24 protein-coding genes and 7 pseudogenes are annotated in these 26554 nt (G+C 39.6%); 3 read left to right on the top strand and 28 right to left on the bottom strand.

What is annotated here, in order from left to right; genetic code table 11:
• Positions 1 to 197: 197 nt before the first annotated feature.
• From cdiI to MAQA_RS00895, 12 genes and pseudogenes are all read right to left on the bottom strand, one after another.
• Positions 198 to 569: a ribonuclease toxin immunity protein CdiI gene (gene cdiI / locus MAQA_RS00845; RefSeq protein WP_036070421.1), complete on the bottom strand. Its 372-nt coding sequence runs from the start codon at positions 567 to 569 to the stop codon at positions 198 to 200.
• 193 nt (positions 570 to 762) lie between these two features.
• Positions 763 to 2094 carry a T7SS effector LXG polymorphic toxin gene (locus MAQA_RS13380; RefSeq protein WP_052008384.1) on the bottom strand — a complete coding sequence of 444 codons (1332 nt, stop codon included), beginning with the start codon at positions 2092 to 2094 and terminating at the stop codon, positions 763 to 765.
• Positions 2078 to 2263, bottom strand: a complete 186-nt coding sequence (locus tag MAQA_RS14320) for a hypothetical protein (protein ID WP_149023265.1) — start codon at positions 2261 to 2263, stop codon at positions 2078 to 2080. Before MAQA_RS14320 ends, MAQA_RS13380 begins: the two co-directional genes overlap by 17 nt.
• Positions 2264 to 2524: 261 nt before the next feature.
• Positions 2525 to 2722: a hypothetical protein gene (locus tag MAQA_RS00855; RefSeq protein WP_036070424.1), complete on the bottom strand. Its 198-nt coding sequence runs from the start codon at positions 2720 to 2722 to the stop codon at positions 2525 to 2527.
• A gap of 59 nt (positions 2723 to 2781) precedes the next feature.
• Complete coding sequence (locus MAQA_RS00860; protein ID WP_036070427.1) at positions 2782 to 3075, bottom strand: WXG100 family type VII secretion target; 294 nt, start codon at positions 3073 to 3075, stop codon at positions 2782 to 2784.
• Positions 3076 to 4195: 1120 nt separating this feature from the next.
• A complete protein-coding gene (locus tag MAQA_RS00865; RefSeq protein ID WP_036070429.1) occupies positions 4196 to 4537 on the bottom strand; it encodes a hypothetical protein in 342 nt (113 codons plus the stop codon).
• 721 nt (positions 4538 to 5258) lie between these two features.
• Positions 5259 to 5603 (bottom strand): 50S ribosomal protein L19, encoded by a 345-nt coding sequence (rplS, locus tag MAQA_RS00870; protein WP_036070431.1) that lies wholly within the window; start codon positions 5601 to 5603, stop codon positions 5259 to 5261.
• 173 nt (positions 5604 to 5776) lie between these two features.
• Positions 5777 to 6490: pseudogene (trmD, locus tag MAQA_RS00875) on the bottom strand (tRNA (guanosine(37)-N1)-methyltransferase TrmD); the annotation flags it as partial.
• Positions 6490 to 7008 carry a ribosome maturation factor RimM gene (rimM, locus tag MAQA_RS00880; RefSeq protein ID WP_036070433.1) on the bottom strand — a complete coding sequence of 173 codons (519 nt, stop codon included), beginning with the start codon at positions 7006 to 7008 and terminating at the stop codon, positions 6490 to 6492. The gene rimM and the pseudogene trmD, both read right to left, overlap by 1 nt.
• Before the next feature lie 9 nt (positions 7009 to 7017).
• Positions 7018 to 7405 (bottom strand): annotated as a pseudogene (locus tag MAQA_RS00885) (YlqD family protein).
• Between the two features lie 72 nt (positions 7406 to 7477).
• The gene (locus MAQA_RS00890; protein WP_052008385.1) at positions 7478 to 8005 is read right to left on the bottom strand and encodes a YdcF family protein; all 528 of its coding nucleotides are present in this window, start codon (positions 8003 to 8005) and stop codon (positions 7478 to 7480) included.
• 83 nt (positions 8006 to 8088) lie between these two features.
• Positions 8089 to 8830: pseudogene (locus MAQA_RS00895) on the bottom strand (gamma-glutamyl-gamma-aminobutyrate hydrolase family protein).
• A 219-nt stretch (positions 8831 to 9049) separates the two neighbouring features.
• On the opposite strand from MAQA_RS00895, the gene MAQA_RS00900 reads away from it, so the two are divergent.
• The 3 genes from MAQA_RS00900 (at position 9050) to MAQA_RS00910 (ending at position 11872) form a co-directional block, all read left to right on the top strand.
• Positions 9050 to 9415, top strand: a complete 366-nt coding sequence (locus MAQA_RS00900) for a hypothetical protein (RefSeq protein WP_036070435.1) — start codon at positions 9050 to 9052, stop codon at positions 9413 to 9415.
• 113 nt (positions 9416 to 9528) lie between these two features.
• A complete protein-coding gene (locus MAQA_RS00905; protein ID WP_036070437.1) occupies positions 9529 to 9936 on the top strand; it encodes a hypothetical protein in 408 nt (135 codons plus the stop codon).
• A complete protein-coding gene (locus MAQA_RS00910; RefSeq protein WP_036070440.1) occupies positions 9881 to 11872 on the top strand; it encodes a bacterial Ig-like domain-containing protein in 1992 nt (663 codons plus the stop codon). The genes MAQA_RS00905 and MAQA_RS00910 overlap by 56 nt, the downstream gene beginning before the upstream one ends.
• Positions 11873 to 11928: 56 nt before the next feature.
• Here the strand turns inward: MAQA_RS00910 and MAQA_RS00915 are convergent.
• From MAQA_RS00915 to sdaAA, 16 genes and pseudogenes are all read right to left on the bottom strand, one after another.
• Positions 11929 to 12160, bottom strand: a pseudogene (locus tag MAQA_RS00915) (KH domain-containing protein).
• 16 nt (positions 12161 to 12176) lie between these two features.
• Complete coding sequence (gene rpsP / locus MAQA_RS00920; RefSeq protein ID WP_036070445.1) at positions 12177 to 12449, bottom strand: 30S ribosomal protein S16; 273 nt, start codon at positions 12447 to 12449, stop codon at positions 12177 to 12179.
• Positions 12450 to 12591: 142 nt separating this feature from the next.
• Positions 12592 to 13947, bottom strand: coding sequence for a signal recognition particle protein (ffh, locus tag MAQA_RS00925; protein WP_036070448.1), 1356 nt, complete (start codon positions 13945 to 13947; stop codon positions 12592 to 12594).
• A gap of 12 nt (positions 13948 to 13959) precedes the next feature.
• Positions 13960 to 14271 (bottom strand): putative DNA-binding protein, encoded by a 312-nt coding sequence (locus tag MAQA_RS00930; protein WP_420911917.1) that lies wholly within the window; start codon positions 14269 to 14271, stop codon positions 13960 to 13962.
• A 132-nt stretch (positions 14272 to 14403) separates the two neighbouring features.
• Positions 14404 to 15399 carry a signal recognition particle-docking protein FtsY gene (gene ftsY, locus MAQA_RS00935; protein ID WP_036070452.1) on the bottom strand — a complete coding sequence of 332 codons (996 nt, stop codon included), beginning with the start codon at positions 15397 to 15399 and terminating at the stop codon, positions 14404 to 14406.
• A gap of 15 nt (positions 15400 to 15414) precedes the next feature.
• Positions 15415 to 16722 (bottom strand): coiled-coil domain-containing protein, encoded by a 1308-nt coding sequence (locus MAQA_RS16500; RefSeq protein ID WP_149023266.1) that lies wholly within the window; start codon positions 16720 to 16722, stop codon positions 15415 to 15417.
• Positions 16613 to 16993, bottom strand: coding sequence for a hypothetical protein (locus tag MAQA_RS16505; protein WP_149023267.1), 381 nt, complete (start codon positions 16991 to 16993; stop codon positions 16613 to 16615). The genes MAQA_RS16500 and MAQA_RS16505 overlap by 110 nt, the downstream gene beginning before the upstream one ends.
• Positions 16935 to 18979, bottom strand: a pseudogene (gene smc / locus MAQA_RS16735) (chromosome segregation protein SMC). The gene MAQA_RS16505 and the pseudogene smc overlap by 59 nt, the downstream one beginning before the upstream one ends.
• Before the next feature lie 21 nt (positions 18980 to 19000).
• Positions 19001 to 19690, bottom strand: a complete 690-nt coding sequence (gene rnc / locus MAQA_RS00945) for a ribonuclease III (protein WP_036070966.1) — start codon at positions 19688 to 19690, stop codon at positions 19001 to 19003.
• A gap of 172 nt (positions 19691 to 19862) precedes the next feature.
• Positions 19863 to 20102, bottom strand: a complete 240-nt coding sequence (locus MAQA_RS00950; RefSeq protein WP_036070454.1) for an acyl carrier protein — start codon at positions 20100 to 20102, stop codon at positions 19863 to 19865.
• A 61-nt stretch (positions 20103 to 20163) separates the two neighbouring features.
• Positions 20164 to 20910, bottom strand: coding sequence for a 3-oxoacyl-[acyl-carrier-protein] reductase (gene fabG, locus MAQA_RS00955; protein WP_036070455.1), 747 nt, complete (start codon positions 20908 to 20910; stop codon positions 20164 to 20166).
• A pseudogene (gene fabD, locus MAQA_RS00960) lies at positions 20911 to 21847 on the bottom strand (ACP S-malonyltransferase).
• Positions 21844 to 22853, bottom strand: a pseudogene (gene plsX, locus MAQA_RS00965) (phosphate acyltransferase PlsX). Before plsX ends, fabD begins: the two co-directional pseudogenes overlap by 4 nt.
• Positions 22837 to 23439 (bottom strand): transcription factor FapR, encoded by a 603-nt coding sequence (fapR, locus tag MAQA_RS00970; protein ID WP_036070456.1) that lies wholly within the window; start codon positions 23437 to 23439, stop codon positions 22837 to 22839. Before fapR ends, plsX begins: the two are co-directional and overlap by 17 nt.
• A 169-nt stretch (positions 23440 to 23608) precedes the next feature.
• Positions 23609 to 25660, bottom strand: coding sequence for an ATP-dependent DNA helicase RecG (gene recG, locus MAQA_RS00975; protein ID WP_036070458.1), 2052 nt, complete (start codon positions 25658 to 25660; stop codon positions 23609 to 23611).
• On the bottom strand, positions 25650 to 26540 hold the full coding sequence (gene sdaAA / locus MAQA_RS00980; protein ID WP_036070460.1) for an L-serine ammonia-lyase, iron-sulfur-dependent, subunit alpha: 891 nt from the start codon (positions 26538 to 26540) through the stop codon (positions 25650 to 25652). Before sdaAA ends, recG begins: the two co-directional genes overlap by 11 nt.
• Positions 26541 to 26554: the final 14 nt, after the last annotated feature.

The following is a 26554-nucleotide window of genomic DNA, read 5'->3' on the forward strand; positions in this document are numbered from 1 at the left end:
CTTTATCTTGTTATGCTTATACTTTTTATTATTCAATCACAATAGGGACAGTTAAGGGATTTTGATATTTCTTAGTTTATCAAAACTTCTACAGTTTTTTTTTATTAGTTATTGACAACTTGATTAGTGAGATTAAGATTACTCCTTACTATAAAGGCCCTATCACTTGATTACCAGTCTTGTGATAAAGTGCCTTTTTATTTTATACTATATAGTTCTCTATAGTCCTCTAATTTTTCTTTAATAATTTCTTTTTCCTCTGGAAAATCAATTAAATATGACTTGCAAATAATCTCTAAATAGAAATAAAATTCATTATATGTGATTACTACCTCTTCTCCACTGTACAATCCAAATTCAACACCAACAAATCCATTTCCCTGTGCAATATCATAGGCATCTAAATCATTTGGAAACAAGCAAGTACCTGCCTCTACTCCAAAACCCTCTCCTTTACACACAACCTTAATAATATCAAGAAATCGTTCGTTTTCTATTTCATTAAATATAATTTTCACAGGAAAGTGACTTTCACTTATTAGTTGATTCTCTTTAATTCTTTCTTTCAACTGTTATCCACTCCTTAATTAATCTGGGAAAAAGGTATCGATTTTACCATCTTTAAAAAATCCTCTCCATGATTTACCAGAACTATCTTTTCCTACCCATTCTCTAGGCATACTACCATTATTATTTTTTATAGCATCGTTGGCTGCCTCTAAACCTCGTTTTATATATTCATCATCTGGAATAATTGAGGGATCATATATTGATTTTTTTAAAAATAGTTTTCTTGTAATTACCAGTGGGCAATCCTTTTGCATCTAGCTCTGGAATTTGATATTCTACAACACTCACTCCTGGAACATCTGTTGATGTTTGCTTTATAACTTTAACATCATTTTTAAAGAACTCTTCACTGTTATGTGCTCCACCAATTCCTCGTTTTCTAGGAACACTAGAGTCTGTATATTTTAAGTGTTTTTCAATTTCAGGAGTTTTCTTAAATATGTCATCAGCCCCACTAACTTTCTTACCAACTTTTCCTTCAACCATTTTATCAGGCGTTTTAAGCTGGCTTAGCTCGACATCTTTCAAGATTTTTTTCCCGTTTTTCATATTCTTCAAGATTTTCAAAGCTGTCGCTTCCGAAACAACCGTTAGAAGGAACATCAATGATGAAACGGCTTGTTCATTATGGGTGATCTTTTTGCCTGTTAAAGGGTCTATCCCGTCTACCATTCGGATATAATCATTGATCCCTACGACCTCTTTAAAGAAATCTTTCGCTTGGTCCATTTCTGCTTTTTTCTGCAATTGATTAAACTTATCAGTAGCTTCAGGGTCATAAAGCCCATTTTTATACAGACGATACTCATAGGTATAGCCGTGATCCGTTTTGACGGCGATGCGTTGCACTTCATAATGATCCTTTTGACTCGCATTATAACTACTTAGTTCTTTATAAAACTTTTCTTGACTAAAGTCAACCGATTGATATGTGTGAGAAGAAGCATCGTATCCCCCATCTTTTTTCAAGCGATCAAGGTAGGTATCAATATTGTCCCATGTTTCACTGACTGCTGAGAAATCAGAAGCATGACTCGATTCAAAACGCCGATAATCTTCTAAAACTTGAATATCTTTATTAATATCTTCCATGGCATTGTCAAAACTCTGCCCAACGGAACCAGAATAACCACTTGCCACATACGATTGCGTAATTTTACTTTTCATCAACTCAAGCACTTGCGCTTTCGAAGCTTTAACGGTTTTTAACCGATCATTCAAATCCTCTAAATCGGCTGTATCTAATTTGTTTTTAGGAGACCCTACTTCGCTCTCAAAAGCAGCGAGGTACTGTTCAAAATGTTCTCCAAAATCGGCGAGGGCATTAAAAATACCGTCTGAAATCGGAAGGTATTCACCGAAATGTTGTTTGGCTGAGTCCCAACTCTTTCCTTTTAACTTGTGGGTTCCTTCAAACTCTTTCACTTCCGTTTCAAATTTCCCAAATTTATGTAAAATCTCGAGTCTAGCATTTTGTGTCATCTCTTTTGTAGAGGACAGTTCACTTTTACTTATCCTTGGCATAATCATCACTCATTTCATTCTTTTGAGCTATTTGGTACTCGTTTTCAAGCATGGAAACTTCTTGTTTTAATTTTTGAATATATGCCTCGTAACTCTCTTTCATATCCTGAAAAAGATACCGATGCCCTAATTCTTCGTGGTATAACTGCTCCATGCGTTGTTCTTCCATTTTTCTCGCTCGCGTTCCCTCACTAAAGAAAAGAACTTCCTCTCTTAACTGCCGTTCTTTTCTTGTCCAATCTGTAAGTTCTTCCGAGAGTTGATCGATTTCACGCGCTTCCTTTTCGATATCTGATAATTCCTCGTTTTTTTTGCGTCAGCTCTTTCTTGAGTCGAAGTACGTGGTCCGCTATCCCGTTATCCCCCATATTTTTTTGCCTCACTTGCATCCGTCTTTTCGAGTGCATCACTGATGTTTTGGATGGTTTGACTATCTTTTTGAACGTGTGTCGAAAACTTTTTCACAATCGCTTCTGAATGCTTTAAAATTTTTTTTGATATCTTTCACAGCCGGACTATTTGAATAATCAATTTGAACGACGGGTTTGAATTCCATATCCGTTTGTTCCTGAAAATGATCGGCAAAAGCCTTGGCGATATCTGAGTTATTTTTAATTTCTTGGCTCATCTTCCTAACTCCTCTTAAAAAAAGATGATATGCACCGCATACCACCTTCCTTATCATTCTTAAAATCCAAAGTTTTGAGAAAGTTGTTGGTCTTGTTCTTCCACAGCGCTGGCTGTTTTTTGAAGTTGTTGTTCAATTTGGTCCATCAAGTTCGCAAATTCCGTTACTTTTGGTTTTAACTGATTGAACTGGTCATCAAAGCGTGCGAAGGCTTGTCCTTCCCATTCGCTCCGAAGTTGTTCTTGTAATTGAGATAAGCGTTGTAGCATTTGCTCGATATCTCGTGCGCTTGTTCCGTAGGTTTTCGCACGGTCACGCAATTCTGCTGGGGTCATTCTGATTTGTCCAGACATAACATTCATCTCCTCTTTCTGTGTTATTTTCTAATAAATATAATATAGCATATTTCCAAAAAGAAATTGTGTCGAATTTATGAACTTTTTAGTGAAACCTATACAAAAAAGCCTCACCCTTTTGGTGAGACCCACCTGACTCCTCTTTTGGAACCAGTCAGAATAACATACCTCTAAAACTACTAGTTATTATTAGCTAATAAACCGTATGTTTTGGAACCAGTCAGAATAACATACCTCTAAAACCTCGGAGAACTTCTCAAGGCTTCGTAATCGCAGCACTCGTTCCTAGCAGAACTTCCATTCTGATGGTTCATTTTTTGATTAAATTCCAATTTCTCTTATCCTTATCATAAATCTTAGCTGTGTAAAAAACAAGTTTATTCCTTAATATATTTCATAAAAAGACTACGTAATACAAAATCGATTGGGTACGAAAACAGTAAAATAATTGAGCAAATTAACTATATGTTCCAAAACGGACAGCGAAAAAAATATTAACTATTGATAAAAGCTTTATTCCCTTATCTTTCCAATAGATTTAAATTCAATAATGTAGAACAAACAAAAAGCCTTAATTTCTCAAGGCTTTTTAGCTCAAAGGATTAGCCGTTTAATCACACAAATATTCCTAGACATATCAGGTGTTTCAATCATTTATCAAAATACTGTCATATCAAATTTTTATACCTAAGATAATTCATCCATAAGCAACTGTTCTTTTATTTTTTGCTCTTCGAAAAAATAATATTGGGAGAGCCAGTCCACTTTATCAATACTTTGTCTCCTTCTTCTTTTTTTTGACACTTGGAATGATTGCAATAGAATATATGAATGTAGAAATAATCAGATTGCTAACTTCAAAGTTTTTAAGTAGCTTTGTTCCTAATGTAAAAATGACTATAAAGAAAAGTATATATCCTATCCACTTTTTATAATTCAATGTCAACAACTCCTAATTAGTCATTACTTCCTAACTTTTTGATAACTAATTTTAACGGGACCCTTCCAAGACTTCTTATTGTTTGTAAATTCATCAATGACTTTATAATAATGATAGTTTTTATCTGATCTCTTATAAATTGATTGTCTCATATACTTATAAGTCTTAACCAATCCACTAAAAAAAAGTCGTTCCTATTGCTCTAGCAACAGCATTTCCCATCGGAACAGACGCTAGACCACCAGCTACAAGTGCTCTATATCCTAAGTTCGTTCCACTATGATTTAAATTAACAACGTTCCTAGACACAAGACTGTACTTAGACCCTCCAGCCATTGTCTGATTTGAAAACAGTACAATTTCTCCTGCTGGTTGTATAACCTTCAAATCACTGCCTATTGATTGACTTTCATCTGCTGATGTTATAACAGCTTCCCCACTTGATGCAAATGATGTAGCTGGGACTATACTTCCAAAAATCAAAAAAACAGTTAATACTACAACAAAATATTTTTTCATGTTCATTCCTCTTTTCGTTGTTTGATATTTGTTGCAAAAAAAGTATAGCACAAAAATATTCTGAAAAGGGAGAAAAGTAATGAAATGTCTGATTATCATCGCGAATGACTAAAAATCATTAGATTTTATATTTTTTAGGATGTTAATTTGAATATTAGATTTTTATTGATCTTAACTTTCATCTTTTAAACATTAAAAAACCTTGCCCGAAAGGACAAGGTTTTGGAACCATTCAAAATAACATACCTCTAAAACCGGGGGAAGGTTGACAACAGCAATCAAGACGTTTTGGAACCATTCAAAATAACATACCTCTAAAACACATTTCCGAGTTCAGCAGAGGCTCAAAAAGTTTTGGAACCATTCAAAATAACATACCTCTAAAACCTCGGAAGTTTTTCCATTGTTTCGTAATCGCAGTACTCGTTCCTAGCAGAACTTCCATTCTGATGGTTCCTTTTTGATTTAATTCCGACTCTCTCTTGCCTCTATCATAAAGCTTAGCTGTGTAAAAAACAAGTTTATTCCTTAGTGTTCCATTAAAAAACGGCGTCGTACAAACTCGAGTTGAATACAAAAGCAGTGAAACGGCTGAATAAATTTACTTACACGTTACTAAAAGGGGAAAACATTGAACGTTTATAAAAATTTTCCCTTTTTTTAGAAATCTAATCAAATTTTAGAGCAAGCAAAAACCCTTGATTTCTCAAGGGTTTTAAGCTTAACGAATTTCTTTAATACGAGCCGCTTTACCGCGTAGGTTACGCAAGTAGTAAAGTTTCGCACGGCGAACTTTACCGCGACGAGTCACTTCAAGTTTAGCAATACGCGGAGTATGTACAGGATATGTACGTTCCACGCCTACACCGTAAGAAATTTTGCGAACTGTAAATGTTTCGCTGATTCCAGATCCGCGGCGTTTGATAACAACACCTTCGAAAATTTGGATACGTTCGCGCGTACCTTCGACAACTTTCGCATGAACACGAACTGTGTCACCGGGACGGAAAGCTGGGATATCAGTTTTTAACTGATCTTTAGTAATTTCTTCGATAAGTTTATTCATCTTATTCTCTCCTCCAACCAAATATTCTTACGTTTATAATGAACGAAGCGGAATATCGTTTTCATTCTGGATTACTCCAGACACTCATATAGGTTACCACAATCTCGTTTGTCTGTAAAGGGCTTTTTCTTGCAAGAAACTAGGATTCTGTCTTTTCTATTTCTTTTTTTTAACTCTTCAAGCCATGTTGCTTCTTCTTTACCAAGCGGGTAGTCCTCAAGCAAATCCGGACGTCGTATCAAAGTGCGCTTTAAAGATTCTTTTTGGCGCCACTTTTCAATTTCTGCATGATTGCCGCTAAGAAGTACATCCGGCACTTTCATCCCGCGAAATTCAGCTGGTCTTGTATAATGCGGATGTTCTAGTAAACCACTTGAAAAGGAATCATGAACTGCAGAGCTCGCATTACCAAGCGCTCCTGGAAGCAAACGAACAATGCTATCGGTCATCGCCATTGCTCCAATTTCACCGCCTGTTAAAATGTAATCTCCAAGGGAAACTTCATCCGTCACAAGATGCTCACGAATGCGTTCGTCATATCCTTCATAATGTCCACAAATAAAAATTAACTGCTCTTCTTTTGCCAGTTCTTCCGCCAATTTTTGATTGAATGGTTTTCCTGCTGGATCCATCAAAATTACGCGCGGTGCCTTCTCTTGTGATTTGACAGCTTCTACCGCATCAAAAAGTGGTTGCGCTTTTAAGAGCATCCCAGCTCCGCCGCCATAAGGATAATCATCAACAACTTGATGCTTTCCTTCTGCAAATTGCCTGAAATCCGTTACCTGAATATCAACAATTTGCTTTTCGATGGCTTTCTTTACAATCGATTCCGATAAAACTCCTCTAAACATCTCAGGGAAGATCGATAAAATATCAATTTTCATCAGTCAAGTAGCCCCTCCATCGGTTCAATCACAATTTCCTTTTTCTGAACGTCTACATCCTTCACAACATCTGCAATATATGGAATAAGGAGTTCCTTTCCTTTTTCTTGCTTCACGACCCATACATCATTCGCTCCAGGTGTGAGAATTTCTGTGATCTTCCCTAATTCTGTGCCGTCCGTTTTATAAACTGTACAACCGATAATCTCATGAAAATAAAAGGCGTTCTCCTCAAGCTCATCCAAATCTTTCTCCGAAACTTTTAGTAAACCTTCCTTCATGTTTTCCACTTGATTAATCCCGTTGTAGCCTTCAAAAGTCAACAAATCAAAGTTTTTATGCGTTCGATGTGATTTGACAATCAATGTAACCGGTTCTTTTTCATTTTTTCGGAATAAAAATAACTGGCTTCCCGGCTCGTAGCGTGCTTCTTTAAAGTCTGTTCGTGAGATAACACGGACTTCTCCCATCAAACCATGTGTATTAACAATTTTTCCTACATTATACATTTTTTCCATAGTCCACCTCTATCGTATCTCTGTCACGATGCCGTCTGTTACAACAATCGTCTTATCAAAAAAAGATTCATCCCATCTGTCACCAACTGAAATTTCAAGGATCGCTTCCATTTCACGTTCGCGAATTTCACTTCCAAGCGGAAGAATTTCAAGTTGTTCCATCTGGAAATCAACCAGTTTTATTTTTTCCTTTGCGCACCTGCATTTCCTGCTCAAAGTAATCGCTCACTTGCTCTTTTTGATACCTATTTTTATGCTCTACTTTCTTTTGCTCAAACAAAAGCTGTTCGCGTTCCTTTTCAAGCAATTTACGCTGTTCGCTATAATAAGTGAGTAACTCAGCACGACTTTTTTCAGTTAACACTTGCTTCACCGTGATTTTCTGAACGATTTGCATAGTTTCCCTCCCACGAACATGAGTTTATATCTATATTCTATCAGTTCCATACGGGATTACAAAGCTTTTTTATTAGTCACATAAAAAAGCATGACTGATGGCTAGCAATTCTTTCAAATAGTTTTTATAGCGTTTGCGTGACTTCGATTTTGCCGCACTACCAGAAGCACGAATATGCAATCGTTTTGCAAGAAACAACGCTCGAAACATATGATAATCACTCGTAATAATCACAAGATCGTTAAATCCAAATCTTTTTTGTGAAAACAACAGGTTTTCTTTTGTTCGACTTGATTTTACTTCCGTGCGGATGCACGTACTTGGAATGCCTTGTGCTATGAGGTATCGCTTCATGACGACTGCTTCTGGCTCGCTTTCATCTGGTCCTTGTCCACCACTCACGATAATCTGGCTTTCCGGATAGCGTTTATGCACGTGGACTGCATGATCTAGACGTTCTTTTAGCATTTGACTTGGATAAGCAGGCTTGCCTTTTACTTTTGCGCCAAGAACAAGCAGTGTATCTGGATGACTGCTTGGTTTTTTTCGTGAACCGAGATACATCAATCCGGCAAGGACGAACAAATAGACAGCAGGCATTAGGAGAAAGGCTAGTAAAAAATTTTTTTCATTTTTAAGTCTACCTCCTCGTTTTCATGGAAAAAGACAAGCTATTTTTACGCTCATCTTTTTACTTGGTTCTTCTTCGTTTCTTCGACAAAAAGGGCAAACAAGGCTTCACTTTCTGGATCTTTGCTATACATCAATTCCGGGTGCCACTGCACACCAAGAAGCCAGTTCCCTGTATTTTTTCCTTCAACGGATTCAATCATACCATCTTTGCTTCGACTTGTGACTTCAAGTTTTTCGGCTACTCGCTTGATATATTGGTGATGCAAGCTATTCACACGTTTTTCAACCGAATGCACACTAGCAAGCATACTTTCAGGATGAATATCAATCGTGTGTGAACCAAGCTGTTCATCCACATTTTGCAAATGTTGCAACAGATCGGGCGCTTTAACATGTGACCCGTCTTGATAAAGGGAGCCACCGAGGGCAACATTAACAAGTTGCATACCGCGACAAATGGCTAAAATAGGCTTTCCAAGATGCATCGCTTCATCCACTAAAGCGATTTCTGACTGATCTCGCGGTGGGAAATAATTACCAATTTCTGGGAGAGGTTCTTCTCCGTAAAGCTGTGGCGTAATGTCTTGTCCACCTGTCATCAAAAGTCCGTCAACCATTCCCATTGCTTGCTTTGCACTTTCAGGATCGCTGATTGGGATAACAAGTGGTAAGCCTCCTACTTTTTGAATGGCTTCCACATATCTTTGCTGTGTATAGGTTACGCGATGGCCATAAAAAATATCGGCTCCTTTAAAAAAGTGCATTTCCAGTGATTCCTATAACAGGTTTCATTTTATTACCCCCTATTCAATTCATTCATTATTGTAACTTATTTCCACCAAAAAGGCTCCCGACTTGCCTAAGCTCATGAAGCCGTTAAGTAGCAAGTATCATTTTCATCTTTTATTTTTCGTCAACAATTCATCCATTTTGTGTAACTTAGTTACATTTCTATTCGTTTTGAAATGATTATACTAAACTTGTAAATTAACAAAAACGGAGGAGATAATTTTGACAGCAAAGACTTGGCTAAAACTACTTCCAATCTTGTTGATCTTCAGCATAGGTTTATTTTTTATTCCCCATCTATTCGCGGAAAATGGACAGGTTGATGACTTAAAACTAGTATTGCCAGAATCCAGTGTTTCTCAAGGAGAGGCCTTTCCTCTTCAAATTACTGATACAAATCCTAATGAACAAAAAATTTATCTACCTTTGCCTGAATCATTTGAATACATAACAGTTGATAATAATCAAGCTGCGATTACCTATGATAAATCAAATCATCAATTAGTTATTGACTGGAAGCAACAGAATGCTAAAAAAAACAGCTACTCTCTATCTGAAATCAAAAAAAAGCAGGTCAATTTCCAGTAAAACTCTTTGCTACACGGGTAGATAAAAAGGTAGAATCTAGTCCTATAACAATTAAAGTTCAACCCGAACAAACTAATGACGACACTAAAGAAGTAGACTCCACATTTAATGCTATGAGTACGAAGCCACTTGATTTATCTCTACCAGATATTTATTCTATTAGCAATGGCTATCTTCAAGCTTTTGACAATCAAGCACTCATTCAAAATAGAATTGTGCTAAACGGCGAGGTTCCTATCAAAGGATTGAACAATCAATTAGGTTGGTATAATAATAAACTCTATGCATTAGGGCATGCTGGGTCTAAATTCACTTTATATGAAATTAAAGGAGACGGCTCCTATATACAAACAAGTGTTGGTAATACTCCTTGTAAATTATTTGTTGGTGGTGGAACGTCTAAAAATGGTATTTATGTAGCAATTATTACTAACTCGGACAACATTCCCCAACTAGTTTCAGTCGATGTCAAAACAAAAAAAATTAATTCAAGTAAAAAATATTTCTTTTCTTGCACCTGAAGACAAAAATAAACTCACAATGACTGGAGATATGGCATTTGATGGGGATGGCACTCTCTGGAAAGTTTCTTACAAAAAAGTAAATGGAGTTTTAACAGATCAGTATCTGCAAAAAATAGATATTCAAAATGCGAAGGTTTTAAAAACACTTCAGTTAAAAATTCCTTTCGTTGTGGATGCAAATTATGGCTATAGTGGTATTGCTTTCTTATCAAATGGAGATATGTTGCTAGGCAGTGGAGTTTACGGGAGAGGAACCTTTTCAAAGGTTAATATGGCTACTGGTGAAGTGAGCCTCGTAGGTGCTAAACTCGGCAACTATGGGACTTATGATCTTGCCTCTCCATTTTATCCTTACTTTAATACCCGTCTTACTCTTTCAATGCAATCTATTCCTACATCAGGAACAGACGTTTATCAAAGAAAAGAAATTGAATATGTCATGACTATTAATAATTTAGGGAACCTTGCTTCGAGTCATTCCAGGTTAACTGCATCACTTCCCACTGGTACAGAATACGTGCCCAATAGTACTCTTTTAAACGGAAAGAGTATAAAAGATAGTGACGGGATGAGCCCATTGTTTTCTGGCATGGAAGTTGCTTCTAAAGATTCTCTTCCTGGAATTATTAGCAAAAACCACCAAGGGCTTATTAGTTTTAAAGTGAAAGTGAAAGGCGATACTCCTCCAAGCTCTATTGTAACCAATCAAGCAACCCTTTCAGCCGAAAATACGGATAGCGTTCAATCTAATGTGGTAAAAAACACAGTTTTACTCAATCAAACTGATTTAGTAGTTAAGGATTCTAACATAAAAATTGGACAATCTTGGACTCCCGCAGATAACTTCATTTCCGCAAAAAATCCAGATGGCTCTATAGTTCCATTTGATTCTCAAAAAATTCAGAGTACTGGAAAGGTTAATACACACCAATTGGGAAAATATACTATTACTTATCAAAATCAAGATGTATCCAAAAAAGCTACTGTTACAGTTTCTGCCCTTCCAGCCCCAACCGCAAAATTTTCGCTTACAGTAAATAATCAGTCTGCTACACCGGAAGATCAAAGAATTTTACTTGGAGACACATTGATGCTTCAATATCAATTGCAGAACCCGACTAGTAATTCTGGATTCCGACCGGGAGAAGCTAAGTGGCTCATTCCGCTTCCCACTGGAGTGGAACCCATGAAATTAAGCGATTCCGTTACTTTGACGGGGCCAAAAGGAGCGAGTAAGCAAGTATCTTGGCCTTCACTTTATGATGCTAAATCGCGAACAATAACCATCGATAGTCGAAATTTTGACCAAAATTGGTTGAAGCTCACGCCAGATAATCCTCTTACTTTAAAATTTAACGTAAAAGTAGACCCGACGGATGCCGCGCATATTGTGGGCACGAAATTAAGTAGTACACCTAGTATGACAGGAATAGATTATAATGGAGATCAACTTACTCTAAAAAGTCCAACTCCACTTGCTTTTGGGCCTATTTATTCGGGCTCTTTGCAGTTCCATCAGGTGCCTAGTACACTCGCTTTTAAAAATGGTTGGATCAAAAATTTCACAACTGAGCTCCCTCGTGAAGATCCAGACTGGAAAATCGTAGTAGAAGACACTAGGCGACGCAGCAACGTTTGGAATAACAATTGGCAAGTTACAGCGAAACAACTTTCACCTTTTGTAACTAAACAAAATGACCTTTTATCCAATATCTTAGTCTTCAAAGGTGCTACTGCGACCGCAAAGGAACAAATCATTGGTGAGAAGGCTTCTACGCTTGTCTTTAAAGGGAAGAGCAGTTCTGCAGATTTCTATGACGTCTTTTGGGATAAAAATCAAGGCCTCTTTCTCAAGATTCCACCTGGCAAAGCAAAAGCCAATCAAGTTTATCAAAATGTAATTGAATGGAATTTGAGCGATGCCCCGCTATAAAATAAAAAGCTACTTTTCTTCTAAATGTTTAGAAGAAAAGTAGCTTTTTTGTGAATTTAGTCGATGATTTCAAGACGAACTTTTTTTGTCAGCTTTCTGACCAGCTGCATAAACTAGTGTTCGAATAGCTTTGGCAATACGCCCTTGCTTCCCGATCACTCGTCCCATATCTTCTTTATTCACGGACAATTGATAAAAGTAAGTGGAGTCTGTTTCCTCAGCGTGGAGCGAAACGTCATCCGGATGGTCAACAAGCGGCTTAACGATGGCGAGAATTAAATCTTCCATTCGCAACTAGCCTCCCTTATTTCCCAAGTTTTTGATTATGGAATTTTTCCATGATTCCTTTGTCAGACAACAAGTGACGAACTGTGTCTGAAGGTTTTGCACCATTATGCATCCATTTCAAAACAGATTCTTCATCAATTTTAACTTCTGCTGGATCTACAAGCGGATTGTAAGTTCCAAGTGTTTCGATCGAACGGCCGTCACGTGGAAAACGTGAATCAGCAACTACGATACGGTAAAAAGGTTTCTTATTTGAACCCATGCGTTTTAAACGAATTTTAACTGCCATTTTTAATTACACCTCCATAAAGTCTTACACAAGTATATATATTACCAGTAAAGGATTTGTTTGTAAAGTGTTTTTTTCTTTACAGACTGAATTTTTTCTTCAAAAGAAAAACGAAGCTTGGGTAGCTTCGTCTTTCTAGTTGTTAAAATGGCAATTTGAAATTGCCGAATGGATTTTTCTTCTTTCCTTTTCCGCCCGTACCACCTGACATTTGTTTCATCATTTTCTTCATTTCATTGAATTGCTTGAGCAAACGATTGACTTCTTGAATAGGTCGACCACTTCCTCGTGCAATACGCTTCCGACGATTAGCATTGATGATATCCGGATTATCCTTTTCCATTTTTGTCATAGATTTAATAATCGCCTCAATGTGTCCAAGCTGCTTATCGTCCATTTGAAGGTTATCCATGCCCTTCATTTTATTTGCACCAGGAATCATCTTGAGAAGCTCATCAAGCGGCCCCATTTGCTTCACTTGCTGCAACTGATCGAGAAAATCATCGAACGTCATCGAATTTTCACGAATTTTTTGCTCCATTTCGCGCATCTTTTCTTGGTCAACGTCTGTTTGCGCCTTTTCAATGAGAGACAAGACATCCCCCATTCCAAGAATTCGCGAAGCCATCCGGTCTGGATGGAAACTTTCGAGGGCTTCCATTTTTTCGCCTGTACCAACAAATTTGATGGGTTTTCCAGTCACAGAACGAATAGATAGAGCGGCCCCACCACGTGTATCACCATCAAGTTTTGTTAAGACAACGCCAGTTAAGCCCAACTGTTCATTGAAGCTTTCTGCCACATTGACCGCATCTTGCCCTGTCATGGAATCCACGACTAGCAAAATTTCGGAAGGGGAAGCCACTTCCTTTACCTTCTTGAGCTCATCCATTAGTTCTTCATCCACATGGAGTCGCCCAGCCGTATCGATTAGTACGTAGTCAAGGTGCTCTTCTTTTGCTTTTTCAATGGCTTGTTTAGCAATCTCAACTGGACTTACTTGATCGCCAAGAGAGAAAACGGGCATATTTAACTGCTTACCTAGTGTTTCTAACTGCTTGATCGCTGCAGGACGATAGACGTCGGCTGCAACAAGTAAGGGTTTACGATTATATTTTTTCCGTAACAAATTCGCAAGTTTCCCAGTTGTTGTGGTTTTACCTGCCCCTTGCAAACCAACCATCATCACGACAGTCGGTGGCTTATCGGCTACTTCAATTTTACTTTCTTCACCGCCCATCAAATTCGTAAGTTCTTCCTGTACGATTTTAATGACTTGCTGTCCAGGCGTTAAACTCTTCATTACATCAGAACCCACTGCCCGTTCACTAACCGTTTTGATGAAGCTTTTTACTACTTTAAAGTTTACATCGGCTTCAAGAAGAGCAAGTCGGACTTCGCGCATCATTTCTTTTACGTCAGCTTCCGTCACTTTTCCTTTGCCGCGAATTTTATTCATTGTTTCCTGAAGTCTTCCAGCTAATCCTTCAAATGCCATAAAATCGGCCCCCTAATCAATCAATTTCAACTCGTTAAACAAGGCTTCTACTTCTGCATCTTGTAAACCTGCTTTCAAGTATGCTTCTTCGAGTTTATGAAGCACTTGTTCACGTTCGATATATTTTTTTAACATTCCTAGCTTTTCTTCATAGTTTTCAAGGCTTTCTTCTGTCCGTTTGATGTTATCATACACGGCTTGCCTGCTAACTTCAAATTCTTCAGCGATTTCTCCAAGTGAAAAATCATCCAAATAATAAAGAGAAAGATAAGCTTTTTGCTTTTCCGTTAACAAACCTTCGTAAAAATCAAATAGCATGTTCATTCGGGTAGTCTTATCAAACAAACGAAACACCTCTTCCTTGTTCTAGATTACGTGTTTAGTCAAAGAATGTCAACCAGAAAAGGACTAGAACATCTTGAGAAACGCTGCTTCCCTTTTGTTCTAGTCCTTTTATTATTTTTCTGCTTTTTGATCAATCAAATCAGCGAACAATCCATAAACATAATCGGTTGCATCAAATGGTTCGAGATCATCTATTTTTTCACCGAGACCGACAAATTTTACTGGAATTTCTAATTCATTCCGAATCGCGATCACGATCCCACCTTTAGCAGTTCCATCAAGTTTTGTAAGTACAATCCCTGAAACGTCTGTCGCTTCTTTAAATTGTTTGGCTTGGACAAAAGCATTTTGCCCCGTTGTCGCATCTAAAACAAGCAGCACTTCATGCGGAGCATCTGGAATCTCGCGTGCGATTACACGTTTCACTTTTTCAAGCTCATTCATCAAATTCACTTTGTTTTGCAAGCGTCCAGCTGTATCACAAAGCAGAATATCGGCGCCTTTTGCTTTAGCTGATTGAACGGCATCAAAAACAACCGCAGCCGGATCGCCACCTTCTGCATGTTTGATGATGTCCACGCCAGCTCTTTCACTCCACACTTCTAGTTGATCAATTGCCCCCGCTCGGAAAGTATCGCCAGCCGCTAAAACGACTTTTTTTCCTTCAGATTTAAACTGGTGCGCGAGTTTGCCAATTGTCGTTGTCTTCCCAACACCATTTACACCAACAAATAAGATAACCGTAAGCCCATTTTCTTGAATATTTAATGCAGGTTCAGCATCGCCTGCACCTTCGTAAATGGCCACAAGCTTCTCTACAATGACGCCCTCTACTTCTTTTGGATCGCTAATATTTCGCAATTTGACTTCTTGCTTGAGTTCGTCAATTAAGTCCATCACCGTTTCAAAGCCGACATCAGCACCGATAAGGGCTTCTTCAACGTCTTCAAAGAAGTCTTCATCCACTTTACGATAACGAGCCATAATTTCATTTAGCTTCCCGGAAAAACTACTTCTTGTTTTCGTTAAACCTTCTTTATATTTCTCAGATTTTTCTTCGTTTTGTTGCCCTGTCATTTTATCTTTTAGTTTCTTGAAAAAAGTCATAGCGTTTGTTCTCCTTTATTTGATCAGTTCGGCTGTTTCTTCTAGTCTTACAGAAACTAATTTTGAAACACCGGATTCTTGCATCGTTACGCCATACAGCACATCCGCTTCTTCCATCGTACCTTTTCTATGTGTGATGACGATAAATTGTGTTGACTGTTCAAATTGCTTCAAATAACGGCTGAAGCGGACCACATTGGCTTCATCAAGCGCGGCTTCTACTTCATCCAGAATACAAAACGGTACTGGACGCACGCGAATAATCGCGAATAAGAGGGCGATCGCCGTTAGAGCACGCTCCCCGCCTGAACGAAGCGAGAGATTTTGTAATTTTTTCCCTGGCGGTTGGGCCACAATGTCAATTCCTGTTGTTAACAAGTCTTCTGGATTAAGAAGAACGAGTTCAGCTTTTCCGCCTCCGAATAATTCAGGGAATACTGCAGAAAATTCGTGTTTGATCGCTTCGAAGCTTTCACCGAAACGTTTTTTCACTTCTTCGTCCATTTCACCCATTACTTGGAATAGCGTTTCTTTAGCATTTAACAAGTCCTCTTGTTGACCTTTTAAGAAATCAAACCGTTCTGAAATTCGGTCAAATTCCTCAATGGCTCCTAAATTGACGGTGCCAAGTTCATCAATCGAACGCTTCAAAAGACGTACTTTGCCTCGAAGTTCTTCTTCTGGCATTTCAGGAACTTTACGCGCTTTCGCCTCTTCTTTTGAAACCGCGTATGTTTCAAGCAAGCGATCCTCGCGATTTTTAGCATCAACTTCTGCACGACCAATTTCAATTTCCGCTTGGTTTTTCTGTTCAAGGTAAAAACTTGCTTTATTGTTTTCTTCTGTGAGTTTTTCTTCTAGTTGCTTCACTTCGCTTTGCAAAGCGGAGCGTTCTTCATTTAACGTTTGAATTTTAAGCGCTGTTTCTTCTTTTTGAACGCGTAATTTTTCAATTTCACGAGAAGTTTCTTCAACCGAAGTAGACACATTCGTTAAATTATCTTGTAAAGCCTTAATTTTTGATTCTGCAGCTTCCTTTTCTTGATACTGCTCGAAAAGTGTAGCTTCTAAGCGTTCCACATCGTTTGTTGCCGTCTGTAACTGTTCTTTTTGAGCTGCCATCTTCACATTGAGGGCGGAAAGAACTTCTTCATCCGCTTTCTTCCTGCTACTTGCGGCTTTGCTTTCATCCGTCATTTGCTGGATCTTGCGGTCAAGGCTTTCGATTTTTTCTCCAAGTTGCAATTGATTTTCTGCGAGCTCTTCCTTGCGTTTCCAAAGTGTGTTCATTTCTTCTTCGCCAGATTTTTTTTTCAGCATCATACAGTGATAATTGTTTATTGATCCGCTCAAAAGCTTCTAACTCACGCTCGTGTTTGCTTTTCACTTCGTGTTCGCGCATTCGCAAGTTCTCACCGATTTGGCGGGTTTCTTCAAGTTCACTTCGTTTATTGGCAAGCACTTCTTTGGCTTTTTTCACAGTTTCTTCGTATTGAGTCGTTTCTGTTTCAAGTGAAGCAAGTACTTTAGCCAGTTCATCCAGTTCGTTTTTTTCGACTGATGATGGAAGATTTCCCCTGCTTCGTTGCGCCACCAGTCATTGAGCCTCCCGCGTTCACAACATCACCATCTAGCGTCACTACACGGAAGCGATAGTTCACAAGTTTTGCAAGCCTTGAAGCCCCGCGCAAATCCTTCGCTAGAATCGTTGTTCCGAGGGCATTTAAAATGACCGGTGCAAATTTTTCATCATACGAAACGACTTCGCTTGCAAGACTCACAAAAGCTGGTTCATTTCGAAGCGCATTACGTGTCGCTTCTGGTATATGACGTGGCTGAATCGTTGAAAGCGGCAAAAACGTCGCTCGACCAGCATGTGTTTTCTTCAAATATTGAATGGCTTCCCGTGCAGCTTGGTCGCTTTCAACAACCACATGTTGCGCACTTGCCGATAGAGCAATTTCCATCGCTTTCTGGTAATCGGCTGGAATTTGAATCAGTTCAACAAGGGCTCCGTGAATACCACCAAGTGTTTCTTTTGCCTTTAATACTTCACGAACGCCTTGGAAAAATCCTGCATAGTCATCTGCCAACTCACCAAGCGTCTCTTTACGCGACTTTGTTTGCTGTACTTTTTCATAATGACGATAAAGGTCTCGCTCCGCTCGTTCAAATTCGCTTGTTTTCTGTTCAACAACTTGCTTAACATCCTGATAAATTACAAGCTGTTCCTCAATTTCCACATGAATCTCGTCAAGTTCCGCGCGCATCTTTTCAGTTCGCTTAGCTTGATCCTCACGTGTTTTCAAATGTTCCCGGTTTTCATGCTCAAGGCGAGCCGTTTTCGCTTCCTGTTGCGTGATTTCTCGTTCAACGTAGCCAATATCATTCCGAATGGTCGTTTCTTGGTATTTCAACTCAAACAAATCACTTTTCTGATTTTCAATGGCTTCCTCAGACAGCGCATCATAATGCTTAAGCTTTTCAAGAAGCTCATTTTTTTCACGCACCGAAACTTCATAAGCCGCTTCTTTTTCACGTTTTTCGTTAAGCAATTTCTCTTTTTCCGTTTCAAGCGTTGTAATTTTCTCAAGCGCTTGCGTGAGGGTATCCTGTTGTATGCTCGCATTTTCACTCCCGTGTTTTTTCCGTTCAAGAACGAGGTTTCGTTCCCCTTCCAGTTGCTCGAGTCGCTCCGTTTCATGCAACAAATCATTCCGCATTTTTTCGAGCGTTTCATCTGTTTCAGCAATTTTTTTCTTTTTTTCGAGAAAGCGTCCCCTTCAAGGCTAGCGACATCTTTTCTAATTTCAACGAGAGCCGTTTGATTCTCCATAAATTTAGTTCGGCTTACTTCCAGTTTTTCAGCAATCGTCTCAAGTTCAAACGCAATCAAACCCACTTCATACTTTTCAAGCTCTTCTTGCTGGTAAAGATAATCTCTCGCAATCGAAGCTTGAATCTCAAGCGGTTCAAGCTGACCTTCTAGTTCGTGTAAAATGTCTTCTACACGATTCAAGTTTTCTTCCGTCTCAAGCAGCTTGTTTTCAGCTTGCTTCTTACGATTTTTGTATTTTAAAACGCCGGCTGCTTCTTCAAAAATAGAGCGCCGTTCCTCGGGTTTACTATTTAAAATTTCATCGATTTTCCCTTGTGAAATAATGGACATCGACTCTCTTCCAAGTCCAGAATCCATGAATAAATCCACAATATCTTTTAAACGGCAGGTTTGTTTATTGATCAAAAATTCGCTATCGCCATTTCGGTAAATTCGTCTTGTCACCACTACTTCACTATAATCAAGCGGCAAGTAGCGATCATCATTCGCAAGCACGAGCGATACTTCTGCAAAATTAATTGGTTTTCTTGAATCGCTTCCAGCAAAAATGACATCGCCCATTCGCCCACCACGAAGGCTCTTTGCAGATTGCTCGCCCAAAACCCAGCGGATTGCTTCAGTGATATTGCTTTTTCCGCTTCCGTTCGGTCCGACAACCGCTGTCATGCCAGGAACAAAATCAATTGCTACTTTATCTGCAAATGATTTAAATCCATTCATTTCCAGTCGTTTTAATAGCAAACTGCTTCTCTCCTTCCGTTCCTACTTATGCATCATCTGCCGAACTGCAAACTCCGCTGCATTTTGTTCGGCTTGTTTTTTCGTTCGCCCTGTTCCTTTTCCAAGAACTTGTCCATTCACTACTACCTGTGCTTCAAATGCGCGACTATGTGCTGGACCACTTTCACCCAAAATGTCATATTGGATTAATACATCGCGATCGCGTTGAACAATTTCTTGAAGTTGTGTTTTGTAGTCTACCGTTTCCATAAAAACCCCTGTATCGATTTTTGGAAAAACGATACGTTCTAAAAATTGGATGACTTTTGCAAGCCCATTATCGAGATAAAGCGCTCCGATAAAAGCTTCAAAAACATCGGCAAGCAGAGCTGGCCGATTTCTACCACCCGCTTTTTCTTCTCCTTTTCCAAGTCGAACATATTTGGAAAAATGAACGCTGTCTGCAAATTCAACAAGGGATGGTTCACAGACGATCGCAGCACGCATTTTCGTCATTTGACCTTCCGCCATATCCGGATACTTTTTAAATAAATAATCAGATACGGTTAACTCTAATACCGCATCTCCTAGAAATTCTAATCTTTCATTGTCTTTTAAATGTTCTTTACGATGTTCATTGACATAGGAAGAATGGGTAAACGCTGTTTGAAGCAACGTAATATCTTTAAAGGTAAAACCCACACTTTCTTGCAATTCATCCCAGTTATTCATGAACTTGTCCTCTCCCATTCCTATCAAGTTCATTTTCTAAACAGCTCCTTTTTAAAAGCTGCTTAGAAAATAAACCCTTTTCTTTGTAGAAAAAGAGGCTGCCAAATTGCTTCTCCTTCGCTTAAATGCTGGGGGGAGCAATCTAACACCCTCATTTATCTTTTCGCTGAAATTATTGGTGTGCCTCTATGTACTTCACTGCGTCACCAACTGTAGAAAGTTTTTCAGCGTCGTCATCAGAGATTTCCATATCAAATTGGTCCTCAAGTTCCATTACAAGTTCAACAACGTCTAGAGAATCAGCTCCTAGATCGTCTTTGAAGGAAGCTTCCAAAGTTACTTTAGACGCTTCAACTCCTAAACGGTCGACAACGATATCAGTAACTTTTTCCAATACTTCTTGTTCTGTCATGGTTAACTTCACCTCCCTTCAAGTATTATATAAGAAAACATTCCGCGCGTAAACAGTTAATTTACATGTTCATGCCGCCATCAACAGAAAGTACTTGTCCTGTAATATAACTAGCTTCATCACTAACAAGGAATAATACTGCATTTGCAATGTCTTCTGTCTTTCCGTAAGCATGAAGCGGAATTTGATCTAACATCATTTCTTTTGTTTTTTCATCCAGCTCATCTGTCATATCGGTTTGAATAAATCCTGGTGCAACGGCATTCACATTAATGCCACGCGGGGCCATTTCCCGAGCTGTTGTTTTCGTTAGTCCGATAACACCCGACTTGCTCGCCACATAGTTAGCTTGTCCAGCATTCCCGACAATCCCAACCACTGAAGCCATATTCAAGATTTTTCCAGCACGTTGTTTCATCATCGTGCGGCTCACTGCTTTTGTGCAAAGGAAAGTACCTTTTAAATTGATGTTAATCACATCATCCCACTCGTCTTCTTTCATGCGCATCAAAAGATTATCACGAGTAATTCCAGCGTTATTGACCAAGATGTCAATTTGTCCAAAACGACTTACCACTTCTTTAAAAAAGGCATCAACATCTTCTGGACTTGAAACATCTGCTTTCATAGCTTCAGCTTCTACGCCAAATTCACTTACAAGATCAAGCGTTTCTTTTGCAGCGTCGGCACGCCCGCCGTAGTTAAAAAAGATGTTTGCTCCTTCTTCAGCCAGTTTTAACACTATCTCGCGGCCAATGCCGCGCGATCCGCCCGTTACGACCGCAACTTTTCCACTAAGTTTGCCCATTTAGTTTCCTCCTTTAAGTTCCGTAATAACTTCTTCTAAGCTTGAAACATCTGATGCATTTAAAAACTTTCACATCGCGATCAATTTTTTTGATTAAACCTGCTGTTACTTTACCAGCTCCAATTTCAACGAAAGTATCCACGCCTTGCTGAATTAGTTCGCGAATCGACTGCTCAAAACGAACTGGAGAATAAATTTGACGCACTAGCTTGCTTTCAAGTTCATTCTTATCGGTTAAAAGAGCCGCATCGACGTTATTAATAACAGGAATCGAGCCATCAAGAATCGTCACGGTTTTTAGCACATCAGCAAACTTTTCAGCTGCTGGCTTCATTAACTCGGAGTGAAACGGTCCACTAACAGCGAGTGGCATCACACGTTTTGCTCCTTTTTCTTTGAGTGCTTCTGTTGCCTTTTCAATGCCTTCTTTTGATCCCGAAATAACAATTTGCCCTGGGCAATTATAATTTGCACTTTGAACAGGTAGATCAATCGAAGCCGTCACATTTTCAATCGTTTCTGCGTCCAATCCAAGTACAGCAGCCATTGCACCAGCCCCGTCAGGAACCGCCGCTTCCATCAATTTCCCGCGCTCATGTACAAGATAAACCGCATCTGCTGCTGTTAAAAAGTTCGCAGCAACTAATGCGCTGTATTCACCAAGACTATGTCCGATCGCAAAATCAGCTTTAATCCCAGCTCCTTCAAGCACGTTCAAAATTGCAGTGCTAGTTGCGACAAGCGCAGGTTGTGCATTTTCAGATTTTGTTAGCAATTCTTGCGGACCATCTGTGATTAATTCTGTAAGCGAAAACCCAAGTCTCTCGTCTGCTTGGTCAAAAACAGCTTTTGCTTCAGGATATTTCTCGCTCACATCCTGTCCCATTCCCACTTTTTGAGAACCTTGGCCAGGAAATACGAAAGCTAGCTTGTTCATACTGTTTCTCCTCCTAATTTCCCTTGGTCAATTTCTGATTTTATCGTTTCGACCATTTGTTTTTGAATCATATCGCGTGCTTGACGGATAGTTGTAAAAATCCCGTGGGCGTTTGATGAGCCGTGTGCTTTGATCACAGGAGCTTGTACGCCGAAAAGACAAGCGCCGCCATATTCGCTGTAATCCATTTTAGCTCGGAGTGCAAGTAAATCTTTTTTTCAGCACACCCGCCGCGAGTTTATTCTTAAAGCTATTCATCAAGCTCATTTTAAGCATCGAGAAAAAGGCAGCTCCCGTTCCTTCTAAGCTTTTTAAAACCATGTTTCCAGTGAAGCCGTCAGTAACAACCACGTCCGCTACATCCATCAGTAAATCTCTTGATTCAATATTTCCAACAAAATGGTAAGCCGTTTGTTCTTTCATCAGTTCAAACGCTTTTTTTTGTCAAATCATTTCCCTTGGTTTCTTCTGTACCAATATTCAAGAGTCCAATGCGTGGGCGATCAATTTTCCGCACTTTTTCCGCATAGATCGAACCCATCAAGCCAAATTGCAATAAATGTTCAGCTTTAGCATCTGAATTTGCCCCGAGATCGAGCATCACAAAACCTTTTCCGCTAATCGTTGGAAGCGTCGGTGCAAGCGCTGGACGTTCAATTCCTTTGATTCTCCCAATAACAAATAAACCGGTCGACATGAGCGCTCCTGTATTTCCAGCAGAAATACAAGCATCTGCTTCCCCGTCTTTAACCGCCGTTGCCGCAAGAACCATAGATGCATTTTTCTTGCGTTTTACAGCACGAACCGGTTCATCGTCACTTTCTATTTTTTCATCTGTATGTACAATTGTGACACGCGTTTTATCCGTTAAATGCTCTAAAATCGCTTCTTCTTTCCCAAATAGAATAAACTCGACATCTTTAAATTGCTTAGCGGCTTCCATAACTCCCAGAACGATTTCTTTTGGTGCATTGTCACCGCCCATGGCATCAATTGCTATTTTCATTTTCGTCAGTCCTTTTTACTTTTTCTGTGGCATGATACATTTCAAACTTGCCTTTTAAAACGACTTCATCGCCAACGTAACTTCGCACATCTACAATCGTAATTGCCCGTTCGCCAGTTTGCTTCCGAACAAGTGCTTTTGAAACCACTCGTTCATTAAGTTTGACTTGACGAACAAAACGGACCGTCGCTTGGGTAGTCAGTGCAAGCTCGTTTGGAATAACCGCTGTTGCAAGCGAATTCGCCTGTGCAAACAAATGGTGACCCCGCGCGATATGATTTCGTTTGAAAACATGTTCTTCTTTTACATCAAAAATCGAAATGGCACTTTCATTCAGCTTGATGTCAATAATTTCACCAATCACTTCTTCAAGTGGTAGACTTTTAACCGAATCAGTGAAATTTTCGCTTGCAACGTGTTTGATTCGTTCTCGCAGCTCGGGAATCGAAAGAGCAACGCGATCAAGCCGCACAGTTTGTACGCTGACGTTAAATGTCTTCGCTAGTTCGTCATCTGTAATAAATGGATTGGCATCGATGACTTCCTGTAATTTGGCTTGTCGCTCCTTCTTCGGATACTTTTTCATTCGGATTCCTCATCTCTTTTGATTGATGCTCCTAATACCTACTACTAAATTTAAGCTAAAAAAACGGGATTGGAAAAACCAATCGATTTCCTCACCCAATCTGGTTGCTTTTTAAGTTTACGCTAATATGTTATATAAAAAGTGAGCAGCTTGCAAGTTTTTTCCGTTTTTAGTCCAATTTTTCCTCGCTAAAAACGCCTAATGATTCAAGTAGATTTCGCAGTTGCTTGTACCTTGGTTCATTCATAAAATCTTCTTCAAAAATCAGTTTAGCCGCATCTTGACGTGCTAGTTCAAGCACCCGGTAATCGTGCACCATATCCGCCACTTTAAATTCAGGAATGCCGCTTTGCTTTTTCCCGAAAAAGTCGCCAGGTCCGCGAAGCTCCAAATCGCGCTCACTTAATGCAAAGCCATCGTTTGTCTCCGTCATAATTGTCATGCGTTCTTTGCCGACTTCTGTTTTGGGATCTGCAATCAAAATACAGTAAGATTGATGACTGCCACGACCCACACGTCCACGAAGCTGATGAAGTTGTGACAAACCAAACCGGTCCGCATCATAAATCACCATCATCGTTGCATTCGGCACATTGACCCCAACCTCAACAACTGTTGTCGAAACTAAACAGTCAATCTTGCCGTCATTAAACTCGCGCATGAGTTCCTCTTTTTCTGTTGGAAGTAATCTGCCATGCATGAGTCCAGGTGTGTATTTTCCTTTCCATTTACCAAGCAAAATATTGTAAAAATCAACCGCATTTTGCACATCTAGCTTCTCCGATTCTTCAATGAGTGGACAAATCACGTAAACTTGACGACCTTGTTCAATTTCTTTTTCCATAAACGAAATCACTCGGTCGAGCATTTCGTGCTTCACCCAGAAAGTCTCAATTTCCTTTCGTCCTGCTGGAAGTTCATCGATAATGGACACATCCATTTCTCCAAAAGCCGTAATAGCAAGTGTTCTTGGAATTGGAGTTGCCGTCATGAAAAGCACATCGGGATATTCACCTTTTTCACGCAAAAAGCGGCGCTGGTTGACGCCAAACCGGTGTTGTTCATCGGTTATCACAAGGCCAAGACGTTTGAAAACAACATCGTCTTGAATAAGCGCATGGGTTCCAATCAACACATCAAGCTCCCCTGCCTCAAGCATAGCTAGGAGTTCTCGTCTTTTCTTACCTTTTACACTGCTTGTTAAAAGTCCAACTGTAATACCAAAAGGTTCAAGTAGTTCAAAAAGCGAGTCCGCATGTTGCTCCGCCAAAATTTCAGTTGGCACCATTAAAGCACTTTGAAACCCACTTGTTGCCGCCGCAAACATGGCAATGCTTGCCACAACCGTTTTTCCAGAACCCACATCTCCTTGAAGCAAACGATTCATGTGGAAATGCGATTTCATATCTCCACTGATTTCATTCACCACTCGTTTTTGCGCATTTGTAAGCGGAAAAGGGAGCGAATCAATGTAGCCTCGTAATTCCTTCACATCATAGTCGATCGAAACCCCGCCCGATCGCTCTCGTTCAATTTTGCGGAAAAACTGCATCTTCATTTGGAACAGTAAAAATTCTTCATAGACCATACGCCTACGCGCTTGTTTTAATTCCATCTCACTTTTTGGAAAATGCAACCTTTTAACAGCATCTACCCGAGAAATCAATTTATACTTTTGCAAGAACTCTTCAGGAATGACTTCTTCAATTTGATTCCCGTAAAGCTCGAAAGCTTGCTTTGTATATTTCAAAATCGTCTTATTACGCAAATTTCCTTTTAGGCGATAAACACCTTCAAAATTTTCCTCCTGCGCTTTTAGTCCCGCATGAAATTTACTGGCTGTGATTTGAGCACGGTTTCGATCCCATTTTCCGGAAATAGTCACCTCACTATTTAATTCCACTTTATTCTTCAAATAAGGCTGATTGAAAAAATCAATCTTTAAAACTTGTCCATTTGCTGACAAGCGAAAAGATAGTTTCGATTTTTTTCGACCGTAGTAAGAAACCGTCGGCTCCGTTAAAACTTCACCAAATACCGTAATTCGTTCTCCATTTTCCACTTCCGTTAAATCACGCATCCGGTAATCTTCATAGCGATAAGGAAAATTCCAAAGCAAGTCATAAATCGTTTCAATGCCGAGCTCCTTGAATGCTTTAGCCATTTCCTCGCCAATCCCTTTAAGCGTCGTAAGTGGAAGGCTATTTAAATTATTCGCCAATGCCGTCTGGCGACAATCCAAAGATCTTCGCTTGAATCATACGTCCCGTTGGCGTTGCCGCAAGTCCTCCTTCAGCTGTTTCTCTTAAACTACTCGGCATTTGGAGTCCAACACGGTGCATCGCTTCAATAACTTCATCGCAAGGAATTCGGCTTTTAATGCCAGCAAGTGCCATGTCTGCCGAAATAATTGCTTGTGAAGAACCTAGAGCATTTCGTTTCACACAAGGCACTTCAACAAGACCTGCAACAGGGTCACATACAAGCCCCAACATGTTTTTCATCGTCATCGCCATCGCGTGTGCCGATTGTTCAGGCGTTCCATGAGCCGCTTCAACAACTGCCGCTGAAGCCATTGCACTCGCTGACCCTACTTCTGCTTGACACCCGCCCGCAGCGCCACTGATAAAAGCATTATTAGCCACAACATAGCCAAACGCTCCTGCTGTAAATAAGAAGTTAACCATTTCTTCCCGCGAAAGACCAAGCTTATCCTTAACGGCAAACAAAACGCCGGGAACGACACCCGCGCTTCCTGCTGTAGGAGTTGCACAAATAACACCCATTGCAGCGTTCACTTCATTCGTCGCAATCGCCTTTTGAACAGACCGGAGCAAAACTTCCCCCGACAAAAATTGACCATTTTCAATATAGTCATTCATTAAAACAGCGTCTCCGCCAGTTAATCCAGTTGTTGACTCAACGCCTGCTTCGCCTTGTTTGATCGCCTCTTCCATGACATCAAGATTTCGCTCCATCGCCTCAAAAACTTCTTCACGTGACTTACCGGAAACATCCATTTCACGTTCAATCATGATTTCCGAAACAGCTTTATTCTCACGTTCTGCGATATCGACTAGTTCTGCGACTGTACGAAACATAACTTTCATCCTCC

The sequence above is a fragment of the Listeria aquatica FSL S10-1188 genome, from assembly GCF_000525795.1.
GTDB classification, from domain to species: Bacteria; Bacillota; Bacilli; order Lactobacillales; family Listeriaceae; genus Listeria; species Listeria aquatica.